This is a genomic window from Psychrobacter sp. NPDC077938, from assembly GCF_044542635.1.
Classification (GTDB): domain Bacteria; phylum Pseudomonadota; class Gammaproteobacteria; order Pseudomonadales; family Moraxellaceae; genus Psychrobacter.
In genome coordinates this window covers 163,493-188,971 of the sequence record NZ_JBITUW010000001.1, presented here as the reverse complement: position 1 = coordinate 188,971, position 25,479 = coordinate 163,493, and the positions used below count along the sequence as shown (strand labels likewise).

Annotated in this window: 19 protein-coding genes and 4 tRNA genes; 10 read left to right on the top strand and 13 right to left on the bottom strand. The window is 44.0% G+C overall.

Annotated elements, in window-relative coordinates; translation table 11 throughout:
• Positions 1–77: 77 nt before the first annotated feature.
• From ACIGBM_RS00875 to rimI, 7 genes are all read left to right on the top strand, one after another.
• A tRNA-Thr gene (locus ACIGBM_RS00875) sits at positions 78–153 on the top strand.
• Positions 154–220: 67 nt separating this feature from the next.
• Positions 221–304, top strand: a tRNA-Tyr gene (locus tag ACIGBM_RS00870).
• Between the two features lie 84 nt (positions 305–388).
• A tRNA-Gly gene (locus tag ACIGBM_RS00865) sits at positions 389–462 on the top strand.
• 103 nt (positions 463–565) lie between these two features.
• Positions 566–640, top strand: a tRNA-Thr gene (locus ACIGBM_RS00860).
• 209 nt (positions 641–849) lie between these two features.
• Positions 850–1,167 carry a DUF6122 family protein gene (locus tag ACIGBM_RS00855; RefSeq protein ID WP_102090523.1) on the top strand — a complete coding sequence of 106 codons (318 nt, stop codon included), beginning with the start codon at positions 850–852 and terminating at the stop codon, positions 1,165–1,167.
• Positions 1,168–1,445: 278 nt separating this feature from the next.
• Positions 1,446–2,636 (top strand): elongation factor Tu, encoded by a 1,191-nt coding sequence (tuf, locus tag ACIGBM_RS00850; RefSeq protein ID WP_057758488.1) that lies wholly within the window; start codon positions 1,446–1,448, stop codon positions 2,634–2,636.
• Positions 2,637–2,793: 157 nt separating this feature from the next.
• The gene (rimI, locus tag ACIGBM_RS00845) at positions 2,794–3,288 is read left to right on the top strand and encodes a ribosomal protein S18-alanine N-acetyltransferase (protein ID WP_397476459.1); all 495 of its coding nucleotides are present in this window, start codon (positions 2,794–2,796) and stop codon (positions 3,286–3,288) included.
• 93 nt (positions 3,289–3,381) lie between these two features.
• Here rimI and ACIGBM_RS00840 read toward each other — a convergent pair whose 3' ends face one another.
• The 3 genes from ACIGBM_RS00840 to trxB are packed head-to-tail and all read right to left on the bottom strand — an operon-like array spanning position 3,382 to position 5,675.
• Positions 3,382–3,816 (bottom strand): MerR family transcriptional regulator, encoded by a 435-nt coding sequence (locus ACIGBM_RS00840; protein ID WP_397476458.1) that lies wholly within the window; start codon positions 3,814–3,816, stop codon positions 3,382–3,384.
• A 29-nt stretch (positions 3,817–3,845) separates the two neighbouring features.
• Positions 3,846–4,652, bottom strand: coding sequence for a leucyl/phenylalanyl-tRNA--protein transferase (aat, locus tag ACIGBM_RS00835; RefSeq protein WP_397476457.1), 807 nt, complete (start codon positions 4,650–4,652; stop codon positions 3,846–3,848).
• Positions 4,653–5,675 (bottom strand): thioredoxin-disulfide reductase, encoded by a 1,023-nt coding sequence (gene trxB, locus ACIGBM_RS00830; RefSeq protein WP_057758497.1) that lies wholly within the window; start codon positions 5,673–5,675, stop codon positions 4,653–4,655.
• Positions 5,676–6,222: 547 nt separating this feature from the next.
• On the opposite strand from trxB, the gene ACIGBM_RS00825 reads away from it, so the two are divergent.
• Both ACIGBM_RS00825 and ACIGBM_RS00820 read left to right on the top strand, forming a co-directional pair.
• Positions 6,223–9,585 carry a DNA translocase FtsK 4TM domain-containing protein gene (locus tag ACIGBM_RS00825; protein WP_397476456.1) on the top strand — a complete coding sequence of 1,121 codons (3,363 nt, stop codon included), beginning with the start codon at positions 6,223–6,225 and terminating at the stop codon, positions 9,583–9,585.
• Between the two features lie 324 nt (positions 9,586–9,909).
• Positions 9,910–11,403 carry an amidase gene (locus ACIGBM_RS00820; RefSeq protein ID WP_057758499.1) on the top strand — a complete coding sequence of 498 codons (1,494 nt, stop codon included), beginning with the start codon at positions 9,910–9,912 and terminating at the stop codon, positions 11,401–11,403.
• Positions 11,404–11,438: 35 nt separating this feature from the next.
• On the opposite strand, the gene ACIGBM_RS00815 is transcribed toward ACIGBM_RS00820, so the two are convergent.
• From ACIGBM_RS00815 to dapC, 8 genes are all read right to left on the bottom strand, one after another.
• On the bottom strand, positions 11,439–12,329 hold the full coding sequence (locus tag ACIGBM_RS00815) for a class III extradiol ring-cleavage dioxygenase (RefSeq protein ID WP_082624549.1): 891 nt from the start codon (positions 12,327–12,329) through the stop codon (positions 11,439–11,441).
• Between the two features lie 83 nt (positions 12,330–12,412).
• On the bottom strand, positions 12,413–12,901 hold the full coding sequence (rlmH, locus tag ACIGBM_RS00810; protein ID WP_057758501.1) for a 23S rRNA (pseudouridine(1915)-N(3))-methyltransferase RlmH: 489 nt from the start codon (positions 12,899–12,901) through the stop codon (positions 12,413–12,415).
• Positions 12,902–12,986: 85 nt separating this feature from the next.
• The gene (locus tag ACIGBM_RS00805; protein ID WP_397476455.1) at positions 12,987–13,526 is read right to left on the bottom strand and encodes a DUF421 domain-containing protein; all 540 of its coding nucleotides are present in this window, start codon (positions 13,524–13,526) and stop codon (positions 12,987–12,989) included.
• A gap of 182 nt (positions 13,527–13,708) precedes the next feature.
• Complete coding sequence (locus ACIGBM_RS00800) at positions 13,709–14,194, bottom strand: ABZJ_00895 family protein (protein ID WP_397476454.1); 486 nt, start codon at positions 14,192–14,194, stop codon at positions 13,709–13,711.
• Positions 14,195–14,263: 69 nt separating this feature from the next.
• Positions 14,264–16,306 carry a D-alanyl-D-alanine carboxypeptidase/D-alanyl-D-alanine-endopeptidase gene (locus ACIGBM_RS00795; RefSeq protein WP_397476453.1) on the bottom strand — a complete coding sequence of 681 codons (2,043 nt, stop codon included), beginning with the start codon at positions 16,304–16,306 and terminating at the stop codon, positions 14,264–14,266.
• Positions 16,307–16,457: 151 nt separating this feature from the next.
• The gene (locus ACIGBM_RS00790) at positions 16,458–17,063 is read right to left on the bottom strand and encodes a 3'-5' exonuclease (protein WP_397476452.1); all 606 of its coding nucleotides are present in this window, start codon (positions 17,061–17,063) and stop codon (positions 16,458–16,460) included.
• Between the two features lie 82 nt (positions 17,064–17,145).
• Entirely contained in the window at positions 17,146–19,113 is a 1,968-nt protein-coding gene (locus ACIGBM_RS00785) for a DUF294 nucleotidyltransferase-like domain-containing protein (RefSeq protein ID WP_397476451.1), read from the bottom strand.
• A gap of 153 nt (positions 19,114–19,266) precedes the next feature.
• Positions 19,267–20,496, bottom strand: a complete 1,230-nt coding sequence (gene dapC / locus ACIGBM_RS00780) for a succinyldiaminopimelate transaminase (protein WP_397476450.1) — start codon at positions 20,494–20,496, stop codon at positions 19,267–19,269.
• Positions 20,497–20,757: 261 nt separating this feature from the next.
• On the opposite strand from dapC, the gene ACIGBM_RS00775 reads away from it, so the two are divergent.
• Positions 20,758–21,429: a hypothetical protein gene (locus ACIGBM_RS00775; protein ID WP_394125112.1), complete on the top strand. Its 672-nt coding sequence runs from the start codon at positions 20,758–20,760 to the stop codon at positions 21,427–21,429.
• Positions 21,430–21,510: 81 nt separating this feature from the next.
• On the opposite strand, the gene glnD is transcribed toward ACIGBM_RS00775, so the two are convergent.
• Both glnD and map read right to left on the bottom strand, forming a co-directional pair.
• On the bottom strand, positions 21,511–24,267 hold the full coding sequence (glnD, locus tag ACIGBM_RS00770; RefSeq protein WP_397476449.1) for a [protein-PII] uridylyltransferase: 2,757 nt from the start codon (positions 24,265–24,267) through the stop codon (positions 21,511–21,513).
• Between the two features lie 239 nt (positions 24,268–24,506).
• Positions 24,507–25,298, bottom strand: coding sequence for a type I methionyl aminopeptidase (map, locus tag ACIGBM_RS00765; protein WP_371548431.1), 792 nt, complete (start codon positions 25,296–25,298; stop codon positions 24,507–24,509).
• Between the last annotated feature and the right edge of the window lie 181 nt (positions 25,299–25,479).

Below are 25,479 nucleotides of genomic sequence, written 5' to 3'. Positions count from 1 at the left end.
TTAATTTAAAAAAAGATGAAAAAGTACTTGCGCATCTCAAAAAATTTGATAGAATAGCCACCACTTTAAGAGAACAAGCCGACTTAGCTCAGTTGGTAGAGCAACTGACTTGTAATCAGTAGGTCGCCAGTTCGATCCCGGCAGTCGGCACCATCTCTCTTAAAGTAGCTTTTTATGAATTTGTCTTAAATGTAAGTCATTTTTGTTCAAAGCAACCTAAGGTGGGGTTGGGGAGCGGTCAAACCCAACAGACTGTAAATCTGTCGCGAAAGCTTCGAAGGTTCGAATCCTTCCCCCACCACCATATTTTCTAAAGTTTGTCATAGCGCCAAGCATGCTCTCTATATCTCATAACTCTCGATTAGAGTTATCCGGAATAAGAGTAAATGCGGGTGTGGTATAATGGTAACACCTTAGCCTTCCAAGCTAATGACGCGGGTTCGATTCCCGCCACCCGCTCCATATATACACCATCGCAAAGCATAACAATAAATCATCACGAGAGTCAGTAATTATTGCTGCATCGTGATATTTTTTTTAGTGCAACTCAAAGGTTTCAATATACGCTCATATAGCTCAGCGGTAGAGCACTCCCTTGGTAAGGGAGAGGTCTCGAGTTCAATTCTCGATATGAGCTCCATTTATTGTTTATACCTTTTATGCTTGTTTTGCTATTTATATAACTTTGCGTCGATATCGAAATTATAGAATATTGAAATATATAACAGTAGTGCGGTAGACAATGATTCAAAGGTGACACTGAGGTGTTGCCTTTTAGTGCTGTCAGTATATTAATAAATATTGGTTTTGATGGTCTCATATAGAGAAGACTAAAACTAATAGGTCAGTATGCAGACATTAATACACTATTTTTTGCACTTTGGTTTCCCTCTTTTTATCGCGATTGCGTTTTTTAAAAAAGAGTGGAAGAAAGCATATCTGATTTTGCTTGCGACCATGCTGGTTGATATAGATCATCTGGTAGCAAACCCAATATTTCAGGCAAATAGATGTAGCATTAATTTTCATCCGTTACATACTTATTATGCGATGCTAGTGTATTTTGTTTTACTCTTTCTTCGTAAGCCTTTTAATATCATTGGAATTGGATTGTTGTTCCATATGTTAACGGATTTTACGGATTGTTTGATGATGTCGGTCAGCTAATATCGCGACCTTGCATATCAAGATAATTATACGGTTATAAGAAAGGTTATAATCAATCGAGTTTTACATCTACTAGTTAGAGAGAAGTTGATTTCGATTGAGAGATGTATGACTATTTAAGACAAGTCAGCGTATAATAACGGATACAAGAATTAGTTCGGAGCATTGTTTAAGCAGTGGTTCGTGCGGTTGATAGCTAGGTTTATGATGATTTAATTCTATTATGAGCCATTAAACAGCTTTTTATTGATCATTCACCAAAAAAAGAGGAAATACCCATGGCAAAGGCCAAGTTTGAACGTAACAAGCCACACGTCAACGTCGGTACAATCGGACACGTTGACCATGGTAAAACAACCCTTACCGCTGCAATCGCAACCGTAGCTGCAATCACCTCTGGTGGCGAAGCCAAAGACTACGCGTCTATTGACTCAGCACCAGAAGAAAAAGCACGTGGTATCACAATCAACACCTCACACGTAGAATATGACACAGATAGCCGTCACTACGCACACGTAGATTGCCCAGGTCACGCCGATTATGTTAAAAACATGATCACTGGTGCTGCCCAGATGGACGGCGCAATCCTAGTAGTATCTGCAACTGACGGCCCAATGCCACAGACTCGTGAGCACATCTTGCTTTCACGTCAGGTTGGCGTACCGTACATCATCGTATTCATGAACAAATGTGACATGGTTGATGACGAAGAATTGTTAGAGCTAGTAGAAATGGAAGTTCGTGAACTATTGAACGACTATGACTTCCCAGGCGACGACACTCCTATCGTTAAAGGTTCTGCTACTGAAGCCCTAAAAGGCTCAGAAGAAAAATACGGCCAACCAGCTGTTGTAGAACTACTAAACGTACTAGACACCTACATCCCAGAGCCAGAGCGTGACATCGACAAAGCATTCCTAATGCCAATCGAAGACGTATTCTCAATCTCAGGTCGTGGTACTGTAGTAACAGGCCGTGTTGAATCTGGTATCGTTAAAGTTGGCGACGAGATCGAAATCGTTGGTATCCGTGACACTCAAAAAACCACCTGTACTGGTGTAGAGATGTTCCGTAAACTGCTTGACGAAGGTCGTGCAGGCGAAAACTGTGGCGTACTACTACGTGGTACTAAGCGTGAAGACGTACAACGTGGCCAAGTACTAGCTAAGCCAGGTTCAATCACTCCTCACACCAAGTTTGACGCTGAAGTATATGTATTGTCAAAAGAAGAGGGTGGTCGTCACACACCATTCCTAAACGGCTATCGTCCACAGTTCTACTTCCGTACTACTGACGTAACTGGTGCAATCCAATTACAAGACGGTACTGAAATGGTAATGCCTGGCGATAACGTTGAGATGGGCGTAGAGCTTATCCACCCAATCGCTATGGACAAAGGTCTTCGCTTCGCAATTCGTGAAGGCGGCCGTACTGTAGGCGCTGGTGTTGTTGCTAACGTATTGAACTAAGACTTAAGTCTCAGCAATGAGCTTATGAATTAGTCATAAAAAAGGCCATCCTATTTAGGGTGGCCTTTTTTTATGATAAAGAATAAATAATGTAGTTACTTACTTATATAATCTAAGTACAACCAAATGATGAGACTAATTAAATGAAAGGAACATCATGTTTGCGATAGAAGTATTACCAACGAATGCAGTAGAACTCAAAAACGTCATTCAAACTGTCGCTAATATAGAAGCGATGGTGCAACCAGATGATGCTTGGAGCCAGAAAACATTGACTGAGTTACTTGAGCAGGACAGTATTTGCCTATTGATTGCTTATGATCAAGCGAAAGAGGAGGGTGTCTCTCATCGTGAGATAGTTGGCTATTGCTTATATCAAATGACTTTTGAGCAAGCAGAGGTGTTGCGTATCGGAACTGAGCCAGAGCACCAACGCCAAGGCATTGCTTCGCAGGTATTGAATAGGCTGCATGAGCTGTTACAGCTTAATCAGGTAGAAAGTCTTTTGTTAGAGGTACGTGCAGATAATACAGCGGCAATAGCGTTATACGAGCAACAAGCGTTTAGCATCATTCATAGACGCAAAGGCTATTATAAAATGCCACATAAACCAGCAGTCGATGCATTAATCATGCAGCATACTTATATTTAATGAAGTGAGTAAAGCTTAATAAAAATAAACGGCGATAATAAAAGTGGCTATAACAGCTACTATATAAAAACGGAATTAACTAAGATTTAAACTTTATTGTAAAGGAATTTTCTTTTTACAGACTTCCACATCAAGCTGATAATCACTATCGGCTTTCATTCGACCTAAAATATCCAAGCGTTCGCTCAGTAACTCCACCATTATGCTGATATTGGCTTGCTGTTTTTTAACTTGTTCTAGCTTTTGCTGTGTTAGTTCAAGCTGCGAATCGATATCCAAGTGACCATCATAATAATCATTTAGACTGTTTTTGATTTCAGTAAGGGTGAAGCCAATAGCTTGTGCGCTTTTGATCAGCTCTATGCGTTCGATACATTCTGGATGAAATTCAGTATATAAACGTGAGCCTGCCTGACGCTTGCGAGATTTTAGTAGGCCTAATTGCTCGTAATGGCGAACCGTATCTTTGGTCGTATTGGCTTTTGCTGCTAGCTCTCCAATCAATAGAAACGATGTATCAAGTGCCATAATAACCTCTTATTTTTTCGCTATGATAATCATAGCTCTGGTTGCCAAGGCGATTCGCTATCCAGTAACGATACGGCTAACGGTTTATGAGAGTGCTTTTGCCATGGCACAGACTGGCTGCCTATCAAGTTGTCTAACTGAGTTAGAAAGTCAGCACGCGGTAAGGTAGTCGCACCTAAGCTCATCAAATGATCATTCGGTAGCTGACAGTCGACGAGTGCGACATCACTTTGCTCACACAGGCGCATTAGACCCCAAAACGCTAGCTTTGACGCATTAGAGGCTCGGTGAAACATTGATTCACCAAAATAGATGCCGTTTATTTTTAACCCATATAATCCGCCAATCAGTTGACCTGCTTCGTCCCAAACTTCAATGCTATGAGCAAAGCCTTGTGCATGCAATTTAGTATAAGCTTCGATCATCTCATCATGAATCCAAGTATGCTCGCCTTCGGGATGATTGTCATTAAGGCCATCACTGCGCGGTAAGCTACAGGCATGTATGACATCGTCAAAAGCTTGATTAAGCGTCACTTGCCAACGTTCGCGATTTGCTTGCTTACGTAGAGACTTACTCGGTTGATAGGCAGAGGGAACAATCACACAACGCGGCTCGGGACACCACCAAGCAATAGGCTCATCTTCGTTAAACCAAGGAAATAGTCCTTGAGCATAGGCTGATATCAGCGTTTCAGGTGCTAGGTCACCGCCCATCGCGACGATGCCAATACCATCAGGATCGATAGAAATGGGATCAGGAAAGTCATAACGCCCAAGACTTTTTAAAGTCTCAGGCGTAATGTGTTTAGCGTGCTGTTGAGTAAAGTTGCCCATTTAGGCTTCTTTATCTGCAGTTAGGGTTGAATCGTAAGTGTGATCACGAGCGACGGTTTCGCCCAGTGCATCCAAGTACTTTTCAGCATCTAGCGCAGCCATACAGCCAGTGCCAGCAGAAGTGATGGCTTGACGGTAAACGTGATCAGCTACGTCACCTGCGGCAAACACACCTTCGATACTGGTCTGAGTGGCATTACCATTCAAGCCACTATTAACGATCAGATAGCCATCTTTCATGTCTAATTGACCTTTGAACAAGTCAGTATTTGGCTTATGACCAATAGCGACAAACATACCCATTGTATCTAGTTGCTTAGTGCTGCCATCAATCATCGATTCGATAACGACGCCATTGACGCCCATATCATCACCGACCACTTCTTTTACTTGATGGTTCCATTCGATTTTGACATTACCATTTTTGGCTTTTTCAAATAGCTTGTCTTGCAGAATTTTTTCAGAGCGCAAGCTATCACGGCGATGTACTAAGGTCACTTCAGACGCAATATTAGATAAGTACAAAGCTTCTTCAACCGCTGTATTACCACCACCAATCACCGCAACTTTTTGGTTTTTATAAAAGAAACCATCACAAGTGGCGCAGGCTGATACACCAAGCCCTCTGAACTTAGTCTCTGATTCTAGTCCCAAGTACTGTGCAGAGGCACCAGTTGAGATAATGAGTGCGTCACAAGTATAGCTACCGTTGTTACCTGTCAATTGAAAAGGACGCTCGTTTAGGTTTACTTCGTTGATATGATCATAGACCAGCTCAGTACCGAAACGTTCAGCGTGCGCTTTCATCCGTTCCATCAATGCAGGACCTGTCAAATCATGCGCATCGCCAGGCCAGTTGTCGACTTCAGTAGTGGTGGTTAATTGTCCACCGACTTCCATACCAGTAACCATAACTGGCTTAAGGTTAGCGCGCGCTGCATAAACGGCTGCAGAGTAGCCAGCAGGGCCTGAGCCTAAAATAATGAGCTTTTCGTGACGTGGAGCAGTAGTGTCAGTTGCCATGAGTTGTTCCTTGCTAAATATACGAATTAAAAATGTAAGTTATAAATATAATAAAAGAGGAATATCAAAAATGACTACGAATATGCTTCTTCTAATTGCTGTGTGATAATAACATAAGGGCACAGCGCACAAAGTGCAAGTTTGCTAAAACAAACACAGGTATCATTAGAATCAAAGAATAAATAACTTTGGAACATAAGTGCAAAAACAGAGACTATTTTATAGAATTTAGGCAATACAGTTAGCCATATTTTGCCACTCGTGTTTCGCTAACCAGCTGTTTTCTTACGCAAAGTGTCTACTGATTTACTTTCTTACACGCTTTCTTGATAAGACTGTCGCCACTGCACCTATGTATTTGTTATTATAAGAAGTTATGCCAAGTGTAGTAGGAGCCAAGCGATAACGGTTGTTTTAAGGCTCTATGATCGGCACATGCCAAATAAACACTTCGCGCGGTACATTTATGTCAACACTTTATGTCAGCATGATTAGGCTTAGTCATGCATTGGCGACCATTTAGTATTAATAACAAGGCAGATCTTACGTGATATCAGCACCGCTTATTGAGTATTTAAAAAAGGGAATGTTTACCCTCCTTGGGTTAATACTGGCCGTTTATCTGTTTGTCATTTTGATGACTTATACAGGCAACGATCCTAGCTGGTCGCACATCAGTAGTGATATGACCACGATTAATAATATGGGCGGCGAGGCAGGCGCATGGTTATCCGATTTGCTTTATAGCTTTTTTGGGTTTGGTGCTTGGTGGTTTTTGGCGTTTGTGGTTTACGAATCTATTCTAATTTGGTGGGAAAACAAGCCAACGTTTTGGCTCATGCGATTGGTCGCTTATGTGTTTTTGCTATTAAGTGCTAGCGCATTATTCGCACAATTGGTTTCTCTAGTTCAGCAAGTCACGAACCCTGACGCAATCGGCCTCGAAGGTGTCGCTGGTGGTATCATTGGGCTAGAGTTACAGGCGCGTTTGGCACAGCTGCTATCGCAGTGGGGGAGTGTGGTTTTCTTAGCAGTATTTGTTGTGATTACCGCTACGTTTGCCTTTAATATCCATTGGATGACGATATATCAAAAGGTTCGTGCACTATCATGGCTTGGCTCAGGTGTAAAAAGTCAGGATACTATCGACGCTACTGAACCGAGTATTGCATTACAAGGTGATAGCCAAAACTTAGATGAGTCGGTAGATAAAAAATTAGAGCATGAGCAACTGCCACTTGAGTTGCAGTCTGCGGAAAATAATAGCGGTACTCAAGACGTCAGCAGTAGTGGGCGTTTCGGTAGTGTATTGTCAGACTTTTTGGCAACCTCAGGGCTGGCAGATAGTGTCAAAGCCTCTGTCATCGCAGCGAAAGCAGCGGCAACACCTAGTAATGTCAAAAATGAGCAGGCAAATACCGATATAGGCTCGATTAATAACTCTACTGACAATACGGTTAATAGTACAGTCCAGCCGTTAGCCTTAAACTTGACTGCACCTGTTACTCGCAAAGTTGAGCCAAGCTTTGCGTGGAATGATGCCAATACTGTCGATGATTTGCTCGCAAGTGAGCAAATGGCTTACAGTGCCAATGGCATGGACAGTTCGGCTATGCCTGTACCTAACTATTCCCAAACGGGTACTAGTACCACAGCATCATTAGAGAAAGCAGTGCCTGCCACTACAGCAACTACAGTGACGGAAGCGGTTGATCAACCAGATATATATGATAAAGAATCATTAGCTCAGTCATCAGTTGATGAGTCAGTAAGTAGTAATTTAGCCAGTCAGCCAGTCATTGAACCTGCTGAGCCTAAAATCTCTACGACACATGAGACTGCAGAAGTGGATAAGTTGGCAGAAGCATGGTTGGCGGAGCATGCTGATATATCAGAACCTACAGAATCTGTTGTAGAAACGTCTGAAGACTCTAAGCCTGTTCAGGAAACTGTAGCAGCTGAGCTAATCGTACCAGAGAAGACGCCAGAACCTATCGTAGAAGAGCCTATTATCTTTGCACAGGATTCAGCCAATCAGCCGTTTGATACGCCTGTAGATTTGCCCCATACTGAAAAGACAGCAGTAGTCTCTGAGTCTGAAGTTGCTCCGATAACAGTAGAGACTGAGCCTGCATTGTCAGATGTGTCAGACATGACACCAACCAATACGCCTCCTGCCAATCCAAAAGCAGCGCCAACGGTGGAAGTAACTAGCCCAGTCTCAAATGTACAGTCTGAGCCTAAAGCGCCCGTGCAACCATCTGTTAGTTTTGCTGTCCCAGAGGGCGATAGCAGCAACCATATCACTGATATGATGCCAGAGGACGACAGTGATGACGACATCAATGTACCGGTTATGCCGCATATTAGTGATGATGCAGCCTTCAGTCAGAAATCACGCTCGATGCAAACGGCAGCTTATCGCAGCAGTCTAACGCCTATTCCAGAAGTCTCTATATTGGATAAGCCTGATCCTGACCGCAAGCCTAGCTACACTGTGGCTGAGCTTGAAAAGTTATCTGAGTTATTAGAAATTAAGCTACAAGAATTTAACGTAAAGGCTTCTGTGGTTAATGCCATCCCTGGCCCTGTTGTTACTCGTTTCGAAGTGGAGTTGGCTGCTGGGGTGAAGGCTAGTAAAGTCACAGGTATCTCGCGTGATTTAGCGCGTTCACTATCAATGGCTTCTTTGCGTGTGGTCGAAGTAATTCCAGGCAAACCCTACATCGGTATCGAAGTGCCTAACAAGAAACGTGAAATGGTACGTTTGATTGAACTGCTCAATACAGAAACGTTCAAAGACCCGAAAGCGCAGATTAGCATGGCGATGGGCAAAGACATCGGTGGAAACCCAATCATTACCGACCTTGCGCGTGCGCCGCATATGCTGGTCGCTGGTACCACAGGCTCTGGTAAGTCAGTATTGGTCAACTCGATGCTACTATCGATGCTACTCAAATATACACCCAATGAGCTTCGTCTTATTTTGATTGATCCAAAGCAGTTAGAGCTTGCTAACTATAATGATATTCCGCATTTACTAACGCCAGTAGTCACCGATATGACGGAAGCGGCCAGTAGCTTGTCATGGTGTGTGGCCGAGATGGAACGTCGCTATCAGCTGATGAGTTTGCTAAAGGTTCGTAAGCTCAATGAGTTTAACAAGAAGGTCATCGCGGCGGAGAAGTCAGGCAATCCAATGCTCGATCCTCTATGGCGACCAAATGACAGCGTAAGTATTAGCCAAGCACCCAAGCTAAAAACCTTACCCATGATTGTCATTGTCGCGGATGAGTTCGCCGATATGATTATGCAGGTCGGTAAACAAGCTGAAGAGCTCATCACACGCTTGGCACAAAAATCGCGTGCTGCTGGTATTCACTTAATGCTAGCGACTCAGCGTCCGTCAGTCGATGTCATTACGGGTCTGATTAAAGCCAACATCCCAGTGCGTGCAGCACTACGAGTCAACTCAAAAGTCGATTCACGTACGATTCTAGATAGCGGCGGTGCAGAGGACATGCTGGGTAACGGCGATATGTTGTTCTTGGGACCAGGGCAAATTGAGCCAGATCGTGTACATGGTGCCTATGTCAGCGATGAAGAAGTTAACCGTGTCTGTGACGCTTGGCGTGAGCGCGGCGCTCCTGATTATATTGATAACATGGCAGGCAACTTTGAATTGTCTAGCCCAGGCGGTGGTAGTACAGCCAATGCCTCTGGTGAAGATGATGATTTATATAATGATGCCGTGGCCTTTATCATGGAAACACGTAAAGTTTCTGCTTCAAGCATTCAGCGTAAATTCAGCATCGGCTATAACCGTGCTGCGCGTATTGTCGACTCTATGGAAGAAGCTGGATTGGTCAGCTCGATGGGCAAAAGTGGCAAACGTGAACTATTGATGTAGGATTAATTATTAAGTTGATAACGAAAAAGCGAGTCATGAGAATGGCTCGTTTTTTTATGGAAAAAACTTGATAATACTTTCATAAATTGTAGGTTTAGAAGTAAGCTTTTACTATTAAATACGTTCTAGGGCTTGAAGAGCAGATTCGCATACTGGTTCATTGGTTGCCGAAATCGACCAGATGACTAACGAGTCCGTTTATGAAATATCAGGCACGGTTTTTTATACTAAACTGACAAGAGTTGATGAAAAAATAGTCATCAGTTTTAGAAAATATGAGTGCTACATAGTCTTAATAAAGTTACTCTCCAAGGAAGGTTAGTTATGTTTAAAGAATATACTCAGTATGATGGGCTCGCCTTAGCGGCATTGGTTAATTCAGGTGAGGTCAGCGCAAAGGAATTGCTAGATGCTGCTGTCCATCAAGCCAATCAAATCAACCCTAAGCTAAACGCTATTGTGCATCGTTTTGATGAGCGTGCATACAATGCTGCGCAGACGGGTTTGCCTTCAGGTGTATTTACTGGCGTGCCGTATTTACTAAAAGATTTGTCATTTAGCTTCGCTGACGAGCCGATTACAATGGGTAGCCGCAGTGTCAATATCATTTCAGAAAAAGACAGCGAAATCGTCAAACGGATGAAAGCGACAGGGGTCAACACCTTTGGCAAGACTAACACGCCTGAGTTTGGTTTGATTATCACTACTGAGCCAAAAGCGCATGGTGCTACTCACAATCCTTTTAAAAAAGGCTACAGTTCTGGCGGCTCGTCAGGGGGCAGTGCAGCAGCAGTTGCGAGCGGTATTGTACCAATGGCAGGCGGCGGTGATGGTGGCGGCTCGATACGTTTTCCATCTGCTTGGTGCGGTACGTTTGGGTTAAAGCCAAGCCGCGGACGTAATCCAATGGGCCCTAATCTTGGTGAAGGCTGGGAAGGCGCCGTGGCTGACCATGTGATTACGCGTTCAGTGCGCGATAGTGCAGCGATGCTAGATGCCACTAGTGGAGCAGAGATTGGTGCCCCTTATGTTATAGCTCCGCCAGACGGCACTTTTTTGCAAGCGGCAATGCGGGCACCGCGAAAGCTAAAAATTGCTTTGCATCAGCAGCCTTTGATAGCCAATACGACAGTGGACAAAGAGGTGCTGGCGGTACTTGACCAAACGGCTAAGCAATTAGAGTCTATGGGTCATGAAGTAGTACCAGCCGAGCCAAACATCAATATCGAGCAGTTTTGGCATGACTTTATCGTTGTAGTCTGCGCGCATACTGCTTTTACGATTGATAATATCGAGCGTGAGTTTGGGGCTGATCACATCAAAAACCTAGAGCCACAAACTTATAATATGGCGCTGCTTGGGCGCTCATTGTCAGCGGTTGATTTGGCACATGCCAAACATGGCTGGCATCATAGCCAGTATCAGACGGGTCTATTGCTAGAAGACTACGACATGATTTTGTGCCCGACTGTGCCCACACCTGCGGTAAAGCATGGTGTACTACCGCCTAGCCGTATGGATGAGATGATGATGCGTAGCGCCGAGGTGCTTAACAAGGGCTTTAATATGGGTAGATACGCCTTTAGCTCAGGCATGATAGAAAAGCTCAGTGCCCCTGTATTAGGTAAGATGGGTTTTACGCTATTGGGTAATGTTACAGGGTTACCCGCGATGTCAGTACCAGTCGGTATGAGCAAAAAAGGCCTACCGATTGGTATGCAGTTAATCGGGCGCATGAATGATGAAGCAACATTATTCAGTGTGGCGGGCGAGATGGAGCGTGCAGGTTTATTTACCAAACACGCTTTTGAGAAGTAGGGTTAAATTTTAGTGTTCGCATTGGTCGCACTCAATCAGTCAAAACGATAGATATCCATACCCAAACTATGATGAGCCATACTTTGATGAACGACAGAGACGCGCTGACCAGTACCTAATGCAAAAAACAGCGGTAGCAAGTGCTCATCACTTGGATGAATGTCCTTGTAGTCTGGGTACTGCTGCCAGTCGAGCGCCGTGGGAATGTCTATTTTGAGCTGCTGCAACAACCACTGCTTAAACGTTTTGGCTGCTTGATCGATGCTGTCAGCTTCCCAGCGCAATGCTTGCAAATTATGCGTAATGTTACCTGAACCGATGACGAGGATTTGCTCATCACGTAAATGTGCTAACTGCGCGCCTAACTGATAGCAGGCAATACTGTCATAATGCTGCGGCAATGATATCTGTACGATAGGCACATCGGCTTCTGGGTACAGGTGTCTGAGCGGTGCCCACACACCATGATCACAGGCACGTACTGGATTGACACTACAAGTGATACCACGTGCGGTCAGCTGCTGAGCAAGTGTCTCAGCCAGCGCTGGTTGGCCTATAGCAGGATACTGAATGTCGTAAAGTTCAGGCGAAAATCCTGAAAAGTCATGCCACGTCTTTGGCTGTGGATTACTGCTAATCTCTAGCTTTGCTGACTGCCAATGCGCTGACATAATGACGATGGCTCGTGGCTTAGGTAAGTTTTGACCGATACGTGCCAGTGCACTGGTCGTCGCAGACTGCTCAATTGCAAGCGTAGGCGCGCCATGCGAAATAAAGAGCGCTGGTAGCTTAGATGTATTCGTCGCTACATCAGACGTATTTTCCCATGCGGCAGCCGCTGTGATAGGCGTCTGCACACTATGATGGTCATCACGTTGATGAGAGGTCTTAGAGGCGTTGGGTGTCGCACGTTTTGGATATTTCATGTTGCATTTATTAGGGCGTGCGCCAGTTTTTCAATCTATTTTAGGGTTGATGTTTCAAATCAAAAAATAGATTAGTATTTTATTTAATTACCACGGTGATAAGGGTGGTTATTATTGATACTCATCGCGCGATACAATTGTTCCATAAGTACGACGCGTACTAGCGGATGCGGCAATGTCAGTGCTGATAGTGATAATTTTGCATCGGCCTTTGCCAATACTTCTGGTGAGACGCCATCTGCGCCGCCGATGACCAAGGCAATATCATCGCCTTGTAGCATGCCATCAGCGAGTTTATCAGCCAGTCCTTCGGTCGAAATCATCTTGCCTTTAACATCTAGTACCCATAATTGCTCGCGGCTTGATGCATTATGAGCGGCTAGTATGGCCTGACCTTCTTGCTCACGGTACTGTGCCAAATTAGCATCTGAAGGGTTTTTTGCCCGCTTGGCTGCCGCAATTTCGACAATTTCTGTGCTTAGCATCGGTTGAATGCGTTTGTAATATTCGTCAAAACCCGTCTGTACCCAGCTAGGCATTTTATTGCCAACGGTCAAAATCCTTACTTTCATAATACTTACCATCTCGATAATTGAATTCAAGCTTACTAGGGTGTGTTCTTGATAGTTGTATCGCTCGTTCTTCATTGTCTGCAACTTACATCAGAGGGTTAATCGTCTCTGATACGTTGCTACTTGCGCTTCGATCGTCCGTTTGGCTTGGCTTTGGAATGACAGTCAGCTTTGCATCAGACTCAAAAACAATAGCTTCGACATCATCAAAACTATTAATCCCTTCAGAACGCATGGCACATTCGATTTCTTGACGCGTCAAACGCTCATCACGCATGGCATCTGGCAAAAACTGCCCTTGATAAAAAACGATACGCGGCTCTGACAAAATAAAGTTACTAAATTGCGGTGAAACAGACGCATATTTGGTCACCACAAATTGCAATAGGTACAGCACTAAAATAGACGAAACCCCTTCAACAAAGGGAATGTCTTTGAGCAAAATTGTACTGGCACCCAACGAGCCGATCATGACCGTCACGATCCAATCGAAGTTGTTAAGCTGCGACGTTGAGCGTTTGCCAGAGATTTTGGTGACTGTCACGATCAACACGTAAACCATAACAGTCGTCAAAACAATACGACCAAGCTTGTCTATGTTGTCAAAAAAGATCATGTCCATCATGTTCGCTCCTATTATAAAGGTAAAACAAGTCATCGCTAAAATACTACTTACTAGGGCGCGTCTTACTTTGTCTCATTTTTAGTACTATTCTTAAAATAATGACACGCCCTAAACTTAGCCTAACGGATTTTACGCATTAGCAGGGGAAAACTTTGTAGCACCTTGTAGATGATGGTTTGTACTTACGTTGATTTGCGTATAGGGTCTAATAATCGATTGATAGCCCATAGACTGATTCGCGCACTGACTAGAGTGAGAACCAGCATTAGCATTAATGATGAAAGCAGAGGTAGTGGACGTTGCATCGCCATCTCAAACAATACCTCACGGCTTATCGTATCAAACAGCCAAAACCAGATAGCTGAAAAATAAATGACCGTCAGCATCCAGACAATCACAACCCCACCAAACATCAACTTATTAATCTCATCTCGCGCTAATACTCGTTTCTGATGTTTGATAAATTTACTGACAGCGATGTAAGCACCCACGATAACAGAAACTACCATGACCAGTTGTGGATTGAGCGCAAGCTTGGTCTGTATCATCATAAATATGGTACTAGCGAGCGTGTATCCAATCGCAAAAAAACCGACATATCGAGCCAGTTTAGGCTGCACTTGTATAAGCATCTGAGGTTTGTTGAGACTGGTTGTCTGGCGTGACATAAGCTAACCTTTATAAAGGTAAAAAATAGATTATTGATAATAAGTCGACTTAAAGCGTTAATTAAAATATCAACGCTGTGCTGTCCAGTCGAGCATGACATCTAATACAGGTCGCGCTGCATAAGGATTTAATGCTTGATCAGTATTGATTATACCGACGACAACGTAATCCTGTCCTGACAGTCCTTTGACGTAACCTGCCATTGAAGTGACGTTATTTAACGTGCCAGTTTTTATCCATGCGCGGCCAGTGGCTACAGATTCAGGCAAGCGATTGCTATGGGCGGCAATAGTGCCACTAACCCCAGCGACACCTAACGAATCGACATAAGCATCAAAATTTGGTCGACTATAAGCATAAGTCAGGAGCTCGCTTAGGTTGGCGGCAGTGATTGTACACTCACGGCAAAGTCCTGAGCCATTGGTCAAATGGGGCGGCGGCGTACTGAGGTTGGTTTGCCACCATTGATTGATGGTTTGTAAGGCCGTAGGATAGTCTGTCGTAGCAGGTTTACCAAACTGATATAAGCTATCAGCCTTTTTGCCACTAGATTTATCAGCCGCTACTTTGTTATCCACCTCATTACTAGCTTTGACTTCATGACTGCTTGGACTAGTCGCAGTTGTGTTAGACGGTATTGATTGATTCAGTCTTCCTTTATCGTAAGCGCCTATAGATAACGCCACTTGCTCAGCCATGACATTGTTTGAGAAGTGGTTAATGTCATGAATCTGCTCGGTTAAATTCAATGACGGATAGCTGACCATAGGTAGAGGAGACATCGCGATAGCCGTAAGCCCGTGCGCTCGTTTTGTCGTCTTGGTCATATCGTAAGGGGTTTCTTGTGAGATTACTTGTCCACTCAAAGTATTCCCCCACGCTTGCCATTTGGCAGCGATGACGTGTGCAGCAAACTCTTTGGCATTGGGATATGCCACGTAAAAGACATGCTCGCCGCAGCTCTCTGGCAGACTGGTATTTAACACAAGCTGCGCGTTTTGCCACTGCGGCGCTAGGCTATAGCTTGCTTGCCCACAACTGGCTGCACGGGTATTGATTGTAGCAGGCAGCTGATAGTCTGCTAACCGCGGCTTATAGGTCACACTTGCTTGGCCATTATCTTGAGGGTAAGTTTTGATGCCAATGGTGCTAAAGTTAACCAAAAACCCATCAGGGCTGGCGTTATAAGGGCGTAGCGGTGAGTTATCAAAGGCGGCAGGATCTTTACTAACATTATTAAAAACTGCGCTGTCAATGATGATGTCACCATCGATATGACGAATACCTGATGCTTGCACTTTATACAGTAACTGTTTTAAGCGCTCGTGAGTCATTTTTGGGTCGCCACTTCCTTGAATAATCAAGTCACCATATAGACGGTCACCGATGACAAGGCCAGTATGATACACCCGCGTATGCCACACAAAATCCGCCCCTAACGTGTCTAACGCGATAAAACTGGGCACGAGCTTCATGGTGCTGGCAGGCGTGCGAGGGATATCGGACTGATGATTTAGCAAAGGCGAAAATGAGATTTTTATAGCGTTTTTATCGGTGCTAGCGTTGCTTTGGGCTTTGGCATTCTGAGTAAGCGTATGCTGAGATTCATCAGGGATAACCGTTGGAATGCTCTCTACGCTCTGATAAGTATAAGGGTCATCGGTATAAGCATGTATTTTTTGCTCGTGCTTTTCAATGGTGCGCTGCTCTATGGTCATTAACGCGCTCTGATGGCTCGGGTCGCTGCTAATTGTATCCGTAGAGGCGTTTATAACTGGGTGTTCAGATACTATAGTAGATGCAGATTGGCTGTCAGATTCATTACTATCAATGACTTGAATAGGAGTCGGCAGACGACTGGCAGTTTTGTCACCCACAGGGGTAATCACGATGCTGATATCTGCTTCTGTCAAGTCGGCACGCGCCAAGGCTTTTTGAATGGCTGCTGGCAACACGGCTTGTGCATGTATCGGCGCGACTACAACCGCTGCCAATAACGCTAACCTAGATAGACGTTTATTAGGTTGGTTCAGCGGTCGCAAATGACGACAAAGCATGGTGATTTTGGTTGCAGCAGTAGAGTAATGACGGCGTTTAGAAGGGTATCGCATGAGCATCTTTCATCAGGTGGCAAAAACAGCCTATGGTAACATGAGTTGCTGTTTTCGCACACGACGTCAGAAGCACAATTTTAGCAATAACAACGCCCTTATTTATATAACTAACTCTAACTATAGATTGAACTGAGAGCATGGTTTGCTGCTAACGCACATGCAAAAAAGCCATCGCCGTCATGACAGCATCGTTATAAGCATCATGCGCGCCCAGTTCAGGAATATTGTAATGGGCTAGGATACGATTCAGATGTTGAGCTTGGCCAGACAGCCCTTGTGTATGACCACTGATACGCCGACTGTACAAGTGCCGCAAATCTATAACTTCGTTTGGTAGAGACGTTCCCATATAGCGTTTGACCAATGGATTTAAAAAAGCCATGTCTAGCTGTGTGCAGAATCCAACAATTGGTCGATTACCTATGAGTGGTAATAGTAGGGCCAACATGTCATCGTAACTCATGCCATGTTCAACATCGGCGGTACGCAGGCCATGAATGACAATAGTGTCGCGGTCTGGCATGACAGGAGGCCTGCAAACCAAATGCATGCCATTACCCGTGTCGATGGTATTACCATTAATATGTATCGCTGCTACAGACAGCAGATGATGCTTCTTGGGGTTCAGTCCTGTCATTTCGCAGTCAATCGCCACCCACTGCTCAGCCGAAGGTGTCGTAAACATTGAGGCAAGCTCTGGACGCTGCAATTGCGTCTTTTGCCAAGCGCAAGATAACTGCTGTAACCAGCTCATATTAGTCGTTCATCCATCTATATTGTTTTTGTATTTATAAACTTTCTCTATCCATGGAGCCTCTGTATTAAAACTGCCACATTTATGCGATTTCTAATTGATAGTGTTGACGCAACTGATTTTTAAAGCTTTTGACCACGGCCAGACACTCTTTGAGTAGATCACGTTCAAGTGCGGTCAAAGTCGTTGGATCTACTTGCCGTGCATGCTTATCGTCGGTTGAGAGTGCCACGGACAAGCGCTGCGCCATAAAAAACTCTAAGGCTTCAAGCAAAGTATCGGCGCGTTCTTGAGTCATAGCTTTAATCTGTACCAAGCCCTTTAAACGCGCCTTGGTACTAGGCACATCGAGCACATTGTTTTCTAATGCTAAAGTGCGGATACCATGAACTAAGGGAAAGATACCGGCTTTTTTTAGGTCGATATCGGACGATGCTGATTTGCCACCTAGTAAAGGTACAAATTTTTGCCACCATTGATTAACATCGCCAAACTGTAGCGCTGCCCGGGCAAATTGCCTGACAAACATAGGATCTGCCTGGCTATGAGCAAGCTTTAAATGCTGACGTACTTGAGTCAGCAGTGACTCATCGCCGCAGACGTATTCAGCATCTAGTATCGCAGACAAGTAAATACCATGCATTGGATTTGAATTTCTAAACCATAGGCCAATTTGCGCAGTGAATTGCTCGAGCGGTTGTCGCCACATAGGATTGGTCATCATAATATTGCCATCACACAGTGGGTAGCCAAGCGTTGCTAAATGGCTATTAAAAGTATCAGTGAACTGTGCTAGGTCGGGATGCGTATAGCCATCACGAATGATGAGCGCATTGTCCTGATCGGTACGCATGATTTGCTCACCGCGCCCTTCTGAACCCATAACGATAAGGCAGGTATTGGCCATCACTTCATCAGGTACGATCAGCTGCCATAGTTTGGTAAATACTTGCGCATTTAGCGTCTGTACCATACGACTGATATTGCCGATTTTGACACCATTGTGATGCTGTGCCCGAATGTAGCGACCGATTAGCTCAACAGCGGTATCTAGGCTCGATAAGTCTTGTGCCTGTTCGATTTGAATACTAATCAGCTGCGAATGATGACCAATATGAGCGAGCATATCACTTTGCCCAAGCACACCGACGACATCACCACTCTTATCAACGACTGGCAGTCTATGAATACGATAGCGAGTCATGGTCAGCAGCGCATCGCCAATCTCATCACTGGCTTTGATTGTACGGAGATTAAAATTTGCATAGCGCTGGCAAGGAGCAGTAGCAAGATCTTGTTTATCGCTTACAGCGCGACAAATATCAGTATCGGTCAAAATCCCTAAGAGTAATCTTGTCTCAAGTTGCGCTATTTGTGAGCCATCTAAGTCATTCAAATCATATAAGCTATGTAGCGGTCGGACCAGTACATGTTTTAATCCAGCTTTGGTCATGATGCGGGCCGCTTCGTACAAGCTATCATTGGCATCGACGATATGCACTGGTAATAGATGAACATCTACCACTGGCTGCAACATGATTTGCTGTACTTCTTGTTGGTCAGTATAGCTGGCAGGATCTAGCGTTTTATTATGATGTCGTTGGCGCAATGCTTTTAATCGTTCAGGCAGCTTGTCTGATAGCATTTGGCGTACCAAATGATTTTGCGCGCTGATTTTATCGATAGCGGCGCCATCGACTTGGAGCAGTAAGGTTTCTTCATTGGCTCGGAATTGATAGGGTTGTATAGACGTACTTTCAGGCTCTAGTTGATTATCCTTGGCAAGTGATTCAGGCAGGCGGCGACTATCAAACCAATCATTATTATTCAGACCGTCAGCGTGATTGCTACCGACATAGGACGCGACAAACTCACCATCTAGTGATTGCTCGATTTGCCCTTTGATGACCACATATAGACATTGCAATTCTTCTGCAGGCAAGCTTTCATTTTTGGCAAGGTAGCGTATCTGGGTGTTTTTTCTAATGCTTTGACGCTCGGCTAAGCTCAATACATCAAAGGGCGGTTGGCTAAAATCAAGATGGGGCATGGCATCATCCTTGATGGCATATTTTCGGCAGAGACTTTACTATAGCATTAATAAAACAAAAAGCCTCCAATAACCCTATTTATATTGTGGTTATTGGAGGCTTTTTGCTACTGCGACATTTATTCCAGCTACATTAGATTTTTCTAATTAGCTTTAAGCACCTAATAATTTGCGGATACGACTGATTGCTTCTCGGCTCTCATCGACACTCGTGACCAGAGCGATACGCACATAACCTTGTCCAGGATTATGACCATCAACTTCACGTGACAAATAGCGCCCTGCCAATGCATGAATATTGGCTTGCTCATACAGCGCTTTGACAAAGATTTCATCGTCACCGCCGAATTGCTCAGGCACTTTGACCCAGAAGTAAAACCCAGCATCAGGCATGCGTAACTCTAGCAACTCACCAAGCTCAGACATCCATAGGGCAAACTTTTCTTGATATAGCGCTCGATTATGAGCGACGTGTTTTTCGTCTTGCCACGCAGCGATAGAGGCGAGCTGATGAGGTATCGGCATCGCACAACCTTGGTAAGTACGATATTGCAAATAAGCCTGCAAAATTTTGGCATCACCAGCCACAAATCCAGAGCGCAAACCCGGTAAGTTTGAACGTTTGGATAAAGAGTGGAACACGATACAGTTTTTAAAATCACGGCGACCAAGGGCCGCACAGGCTTGAAGCAATCCAATCGGAGCTGTATCAAAATACAGTTCGCTATAACACTCGTCACTGGCAATAATAAAACCGTACTGATCTGATAGACGAATAAGGTATTCCCAATCATCCATCGTCATGACGGCGCCTGTTGGATTATTTGGACTACAGACAAACAATAGCTGCGTACGTGTCCAAACGTCTTTTGGCACCGCGCGATAGTCACCTTTATAGCCATTATCTGATGTACAAGGGACAAAGTAAGGCGTTGCCTGTGCCAGTATCGCTGCGCCTTCATATATCTGATAAAACGGGTTGGGCATGACGACTGTAGGCAATGTGTTAGACGCTAGAGAATTGCTCTCTGTGTCAGCTACATCATGATCAACGACCGCTTGTACGAAGCTAAAAATCGCTTCTCGTGTGCCCATTACTGGTAATACTTGAGTATTAGCATCGACGTGATTAAGAAAAAACCGCTTCTCTAACCAGTGGGCGATAGTTTGACGTAGCTCAAACATACCGTTTGTGGTTGGATAACGACTTATTTTGTCCAAGTTTTCGCGTAGGACGTCCAGCACAAATGCAGGTGGCTCATGTTTTGGCTCACCAATACCGAGCTTTATTTCACTGTAACCGTTGGCAGGCTTGCTATCGGCAAGCAAGGTTGCCATCTTTGCGAATGGATAAGGATGTAGATGCTTTAAGTTGTGATTCATAAGTGTGATAACTATAATAGACAATTAATAATAAAGTTATAAAGAAAATTTACATTAGAGCAGTGTAGCACTTCTCTAATTTTTTGTCCTTTTCTTCTTATATCGTGAATAGGCATTTACCAAGCGTAAGCTATTCATCATATGACTACCAAATAGGTAGTCGCTCAAAAGTCTTTTGAACATTTCATAATGTATAACCTATAACAATATAAAAAATGACTACATCACAAACGTGGTAGATCGTTTTAAGGATAGTTTGATATGTCTAGTGTGCTAAATAATGATGATCTCATCGCTAAAGATATCAATAATGAAAAACTTGATAACAATTTACAGCGCTCTAACCTGTATAAACTGCTCAAAGAGCGTGAACAGAGCTGGTGGCAAGCGCGCCAGCAACTGATCGAGCGTCAAGAAAAGAAAATGTTTTGGTATGGTGAAAACAGCCTAATTATGTGGCTGTTGTGGCAATTAGTCAGCTACGTGGTAGTGGCAATGGCCTTGATGCTGCTCAATAATATATTCGGTATCTCATTACCGCTATGGCAATACGTCTCTTTATTTGTGATACAGACCATATTTTTTGTCAGCGCCCTTGCTGCTAAAGGCCAGTTGGCAAACAAACTACAGCGCAAAATAGACAACGATGAGCTGATGCGCGAAGAGGCGCTCAATGAGATGATTATTTTGGCAGAGGATAGTCTGTATCCTGATGTACATGCTAAATCGCCTATTTCTTTAGAAGCATTAGACGATTATCTAGATGGACAGTTTCACCTAGCAAGCTTGCAGTGTTTGCTACAAAAAGAAGTCGATGCTGGACGATTAATCATGGAGCAGCAGCCACATGAAGTAGGTGTTTTGCCGCCAGAGCTTGCTGATGATGAACTGAACGAACATGCTAGCGAGATAACTTATAGAAGTACACTATAAAACGTACTTCTATGATGACTATCAGACTACTTTTGCTAGTTAATATTCAAAATAATGGCTAACCGAAACTATCTAGCCGTATCAAAAATATATTACGCTATTATGCTCTTTCTGAACGGTAAGACTGGCTAATAGCGCTGCTTTCAATGCTTCAAGTCTATCAGGTGAGAGTGGCTTATCGTTTTGATCACTGATATAAAACATATCCTCCGCACGCTCACCTAGAGTGGTAATACGCGCAGCATGAACTTCGATTTGCTCTTGCAAAAACACTTGTCCAACTCGCGCCAATAGCCCCGGCTGATCAAGCGTTTCTAAGCTCATGATGTGCTGATCTGATGCTTCATTGAATTCAAAGTTAATCACCGTTTTCACTTCAAAGTGTCTCAACTGACGTGGCATACGCTTGTTCGTCAGTTTAAGCACAGTAGGGTCTTTGAACGAGTCAATTAAGCGTTGTTTTAGCTCTTGTTGACTGTCTTCATCAACCAGCAATGTGCCACTAGGATCTAGCAATACATAAGAATCCAAAGCAAAATCACGGGTCGCTGTGATAATACGTGCATCTAAAACGTCGAGATTCATCTGATCAAATACGGCCATGGTAACAGCAAATAGGTTCATCTGATCTTGGGTGTAAACAAATACCTGTACCGCATCAAGCGCCAATTCGCGATGTTCACGCAAAACGACCAGTGGCGGACTGTCAGCATTAGAAGCCAATCCAATCGGTGGGTGATTCAAAATAGCTTCAGTATGCCATAAGATATCTTCTGCAATCTCTCGCAAGAAATACTCATCGCCCAAGTCATCCCATAGACGTAATACTTCATCGCGGTTCATATGCTGGTTATTGACATTATCTAGCATCGTCAACGCTTGCTTGCGTGTAGCACTAATCATATCTTGACGATTGGTAGGCGCATCGATATCAGCGCGCAAGATGCGCCGAGTTTGTGAATACAGCTGTTTCATGAGGGTCGCCCGCCAGCTGTTCCATAGCTGTGGGTTGGTCGCATTCATATCAGCCACCGTCAGTACATACAGATGGTTTAGATGAGTTACATTACCAATGAGATCAGAGAAAATAGTCACCACTTCAGGGTCTGAGATATCTTTTTTCTGTGCAGTAATCGACATAAGAAGATGATAGCGTGTGAGCCAACCAACCAAGTTCGCATCCGCCAAGCTCATACCATGCGATAAGCAAAACTCAATCGATTCTGTTTGACCAAGCTCACTATGGTCACCGCCACGGCCTTTAGCAATATCATGGAACATCGCTGCCAGCACCAAAATCTCTTTACGCTCGATACGCTGAAAGATAGAGCTGACCAACGGAAACTCTTCGTGAAATGTCGGATCTGTAAATCGATGCAAGATTCTAATCAAAAACAAGGTATGCGCATCTACTGTATAACGATGGAACAAGTCATATTGCATGAGGCCAGTGACTTGCGCAAAAGCAGGAATATAGTTACCCAATACCCCGTAGCGATTCATAGTACGTAGACGATGAAATAGGTAATTCTGTTCTTTTAGATTCGATAAAAACAACGCTTTGTGAGTAGGGTTGTCTCTATATATCTGATCGATGCCGCGTGCGGCAATTTTGAGTGCGCGCAAAGTATGGGTGCGAACTTTATCGATGCCATGCTGACCCATCAATAAAAACATCTCTAAAATAGACTCTGGGTGCTGTGCAAAAACTCGATGATGTGCGATGGCAATCTGGTTGCCAATACGGTTGAATCGCGCATTTATAGGTTGTTTTTTTGGACGTTCATCGTCAGGCAGCTGTGGCTCTATTATCGTTTCATAATAATGATTGGTTAGCATCTCAGACAGCGTTGATATCTGCATCGCACAGCGATAGTAGTCGCGCATAAACCGTTCGACCGCAGCATTAGGCTGGTCATCAGGCTGGGTCTCGTAGCCCATTAGCTGAGCAATCTCACGCTGATAATCAAACAACAGCTTGTTTTCATTACGGCCCGTCAGTACATGTAAGTAATGACGAATTTGCCATAAATACCCTTCGGCAAAGCTCAACTCGTCAAACTCTTTTTCGGTCAAAAAGTTCTGTTGCACTAAATCATATAGCTTGCTCACGCGAAAATAACGCTTGGTGACCCAGCCGATGATATGGATATCACGTAGCCCGCCCGGTGCTGTTTTGATATTGGGTTCAAGATTGTACTCGGTTGCATTGTGCTGCAAGTAACGCGCCTTGGATTCTTCCATTTTTACATCAAAGAATGCGCGCGGAGACCATTGTTTATTGACGATTTGAGCAGGCATGTCTTGCAATGCCTCATTGCCGATTAGGAGTCGAGCCTCTAGCTGAGCACTGGCAATAGTATGGTCAAGCGCGGCCTCTAGCGCATCATTGACACTACGTACAGAGAGCGCAGGCTCTAGTCCTATATCCCATAGTAGAGCGACCAGTTTGTCGATTTTACTACTGGCATCAGCACCTATTTCACCAGGAGACAGTAGCAAAATATCGATGTCTGAATAAAGCGATAGCTCACCGCGCCCGTAACCACCAGTCGCAAAAAACGCCAAATCAGTCTTATCTAACTCAAACCATTTGAATAATGCAATCAATAGGCTGTCGATAGCGCAAGCACGTGCTGAAACCAGTTGGCGAATATTAGTACCACGTTCTAGTGAGCGGCTGATATCGTCGTTGATCTGGGCCAACCATTCAGGAATGCCAAGCAGATTCTTGTCTGTCATATTTTTGGCTGACAGTGGGGATGAGTCTATCGCCACCTCACTTGGTAGTATCGGTAAAGGCGTCAAATCAACAGAGGCGATATCACAATTAAACATGAGTGTTATCCAGTTAAGAGTTTAGAAATAGAACGTTTGAGCTGAGCGCTATTGGGCATCTAATATGACGATGGCTAATAAAAGTCACGAATAGCAATTATCAATAAAAGTGCTGATAAATATATCAATAGAAGTTATCAGGTCATCTGAGTATAAAGACAAAGCGCCTATAAGCACAATACTCAATATGCCCTAATTAAAGACCAAAAAAAAGACCGCCTAAGCGATCTTTGATTGTACTACTGCGTCAAAAAACTTAAATCTTCTTCGGGGCGAGTAGTAAATACCTCACAACCATTATCTGTTACGACCATGGTGTGCTCCCATTGAGCAGACAATTTGCGGTCTTTAGTAATCGCTGTCCACTCATCAGGCAAGATCTTAGTTTGCCACGTGCCTTGGTTAATCATAGGCTCGATGGTAAACGTCATACCTGTTTTTAACTCAAAGCCAGTACCTTTTTTGCCATAGTGCATGACTTGTGGCTCGTGGTGGAATTCATCACTGATACCATGACCACAGAACTCGCGAACGATACTAAATCGCTCAGGCTCGACAACGGCCTGAATAGCAGCGCCGACATCACCGAGACGAGCACCGTTTTTAACTACACTCATACCCGCATAAAGAGCATCTTGTGCCACTTTACAAATACGCTGTGCCATGATAGAGCCGTTGCCGACGATCCACATTTTTGAGGTATCGCCATAGTAACCATCTTTGATAACAGTCACATCGATGTTGATAATATCACCATCTTTTAGTAGCTTGCTTTCAGTTGGGATACCGTGACAAACAACATGGTTGACTGATGTACAGATAGATTTTGGAAAACCATTATAGTTAAGTGGGGCAGGGATAGCCTGCTGTACATTAACAATATAGTCATGGGCGATCTGATTGAGTGCTTCGGTACTGACACCCACTTTGACATGCTCGTCGAGCATGACGAGGACATCACTAGCGAGTTTACCGGCCACACGCATTTTTTCTATGGCTTCTGGAGACTGGATAAGGGATTTTTTAGTCATCATCGTATATCTTATAATTATGGGTTCATTGTGGATAGATTATACCATAAACGTACTAGTGACACTTTTACGTTAAGTGATAGTGTACCTATCATTATCATTGATAATAATTGCTTTACAGCGTAGCTAAGGCTTATATGACTCATTAGTCAGACTAATATATTCATATTTTGACAAATTA

Excerpts from the sequence above, each read along its gene's own strand:
- tuf (WP_057758488.1), top strand. The coding sequence starts at position 1,446 with ATGGCAAAGGCCAAGTTTGAACGTAACAAGCCACACGTCAACGTCGGT.
- ACIGBM_RS00790 (WP_397476452.1), bottom strand. The coding sequence starts at position 17,063 with ATGAGCTGGTTACAGCAGTTATCTTGCGCTTGGCAAAAGACGCAATTG.
- ACIGBM_RS00785 (WP_397476451.1), bottom strand. The coding sequence starts at position 19,113 with ATGCCCCATCTTGATTTTAGCCAACCGCCCTTTGATGTATTGAGCTTA.
- ACIGBM_RS00805 (WP_397476455.1), bottom strand. The coding sequence starts at position 13,526 with ATGATGGACATGATCTTTTTTGACAACATAGACAAGCTTGGTCGTATT.
- map (WP_371548431.1), bottom strand. The coding sequence starts at position 25,298 with ATGACTAAAAAATCCCTTATCCAGTCTCCAGAAGCCATAGAAAAAATG.
- ACIGBM_RS00855 (WP_102090523.1), top strand. The coding sequence starts at position 850 with ATGCAGACATTAATACACTATTTTTTGCACTTTGGTTTCCCTCTTTTT.
- rimI (WP_397476459.1), top strand. The coding sequence starts at position 2,794 with ATGTTTGCGATAGAAGTATTACCAACGAATGCAGTAGAACTCAAAAAC.
- ACIGBM_RS00820 (WP_057758499.1), top strand. The coding sequence starts at position 9,910 with ATGTTTAAAGAATATACTCAGTATGATGGGCTCGCCTTAGCGGCATTG.
- ACIGBM_RS00840 (WP_397476458.1), bottom strand. The coding sequence starts at position 3,816 with ATGGCACTTGATACATCGTTTCTATTGATTGGAGAGCTAGCAGCAAAA.
- ACIGBM_RS00775 (WP_394125112.1), top strand. The coding sequence starts at position 20,758 with ATGTCTAGTGTGCTAAATAATGATGATCTCATCGCTAAAGATATCAAT.
- ACIGBM_RS00800 (WP_397476454.1), bottom strand. The coding sequence starts at position 14,194 with ATGTCACGCCAGACAACCAGTCTCAACAAACCTCAGATGCTTATACAA.
- ACIGBM_RS00815 (WP_082624549.1), bottom strand. The coding sequence starts at position 12,329 with ATGAAATATCCAAAACGTGCGACACCCAACGCCTCTAAGACCTCTCAT.
- dapC (WP_397476450.1), bottom strand. The coding sequence starts at position 20,496 with ATGAATCACAACTTAAAGCATCTACATCCTTATCCATTCGCAAAGATG.
- glnD (WP_397476449.1), bottom strand. The coding sequence starts at position 24,267 with ATGTTTAATTGTGATATCGCCTCTGTTGATTTGACGCCTTTACCGATA.
- aat (WP_397476457.1), bottom strand. The coding sequence starts at position 4,652 with ATGGGCAACTTTACTCAACAGCACGCTAAACACATTACGCCTGAGACT.
- rlmH (WP_057758501.1), bottom strand. The coding sequence starts at position 12,901 with ATGAAAGTAAGGATTTTGACCGTTGGCAATAAAATGCCTAGCTGGGTA.
- ACIGBM_RS00795 (WP_397476453.1), bottom strand. The coding sequence starts at position 16,306 with ATGCGATACCCTTCTAAACGCCGTCATTACTCTACTGCTGCAACCAAA.
- trxB (WP_057758497.1), bottom strand. The coding sequence starts at position 5,675 with ATGGCAACTGACACTACTGCTCCACGTCACGAAAAGCTCATTATTTTA.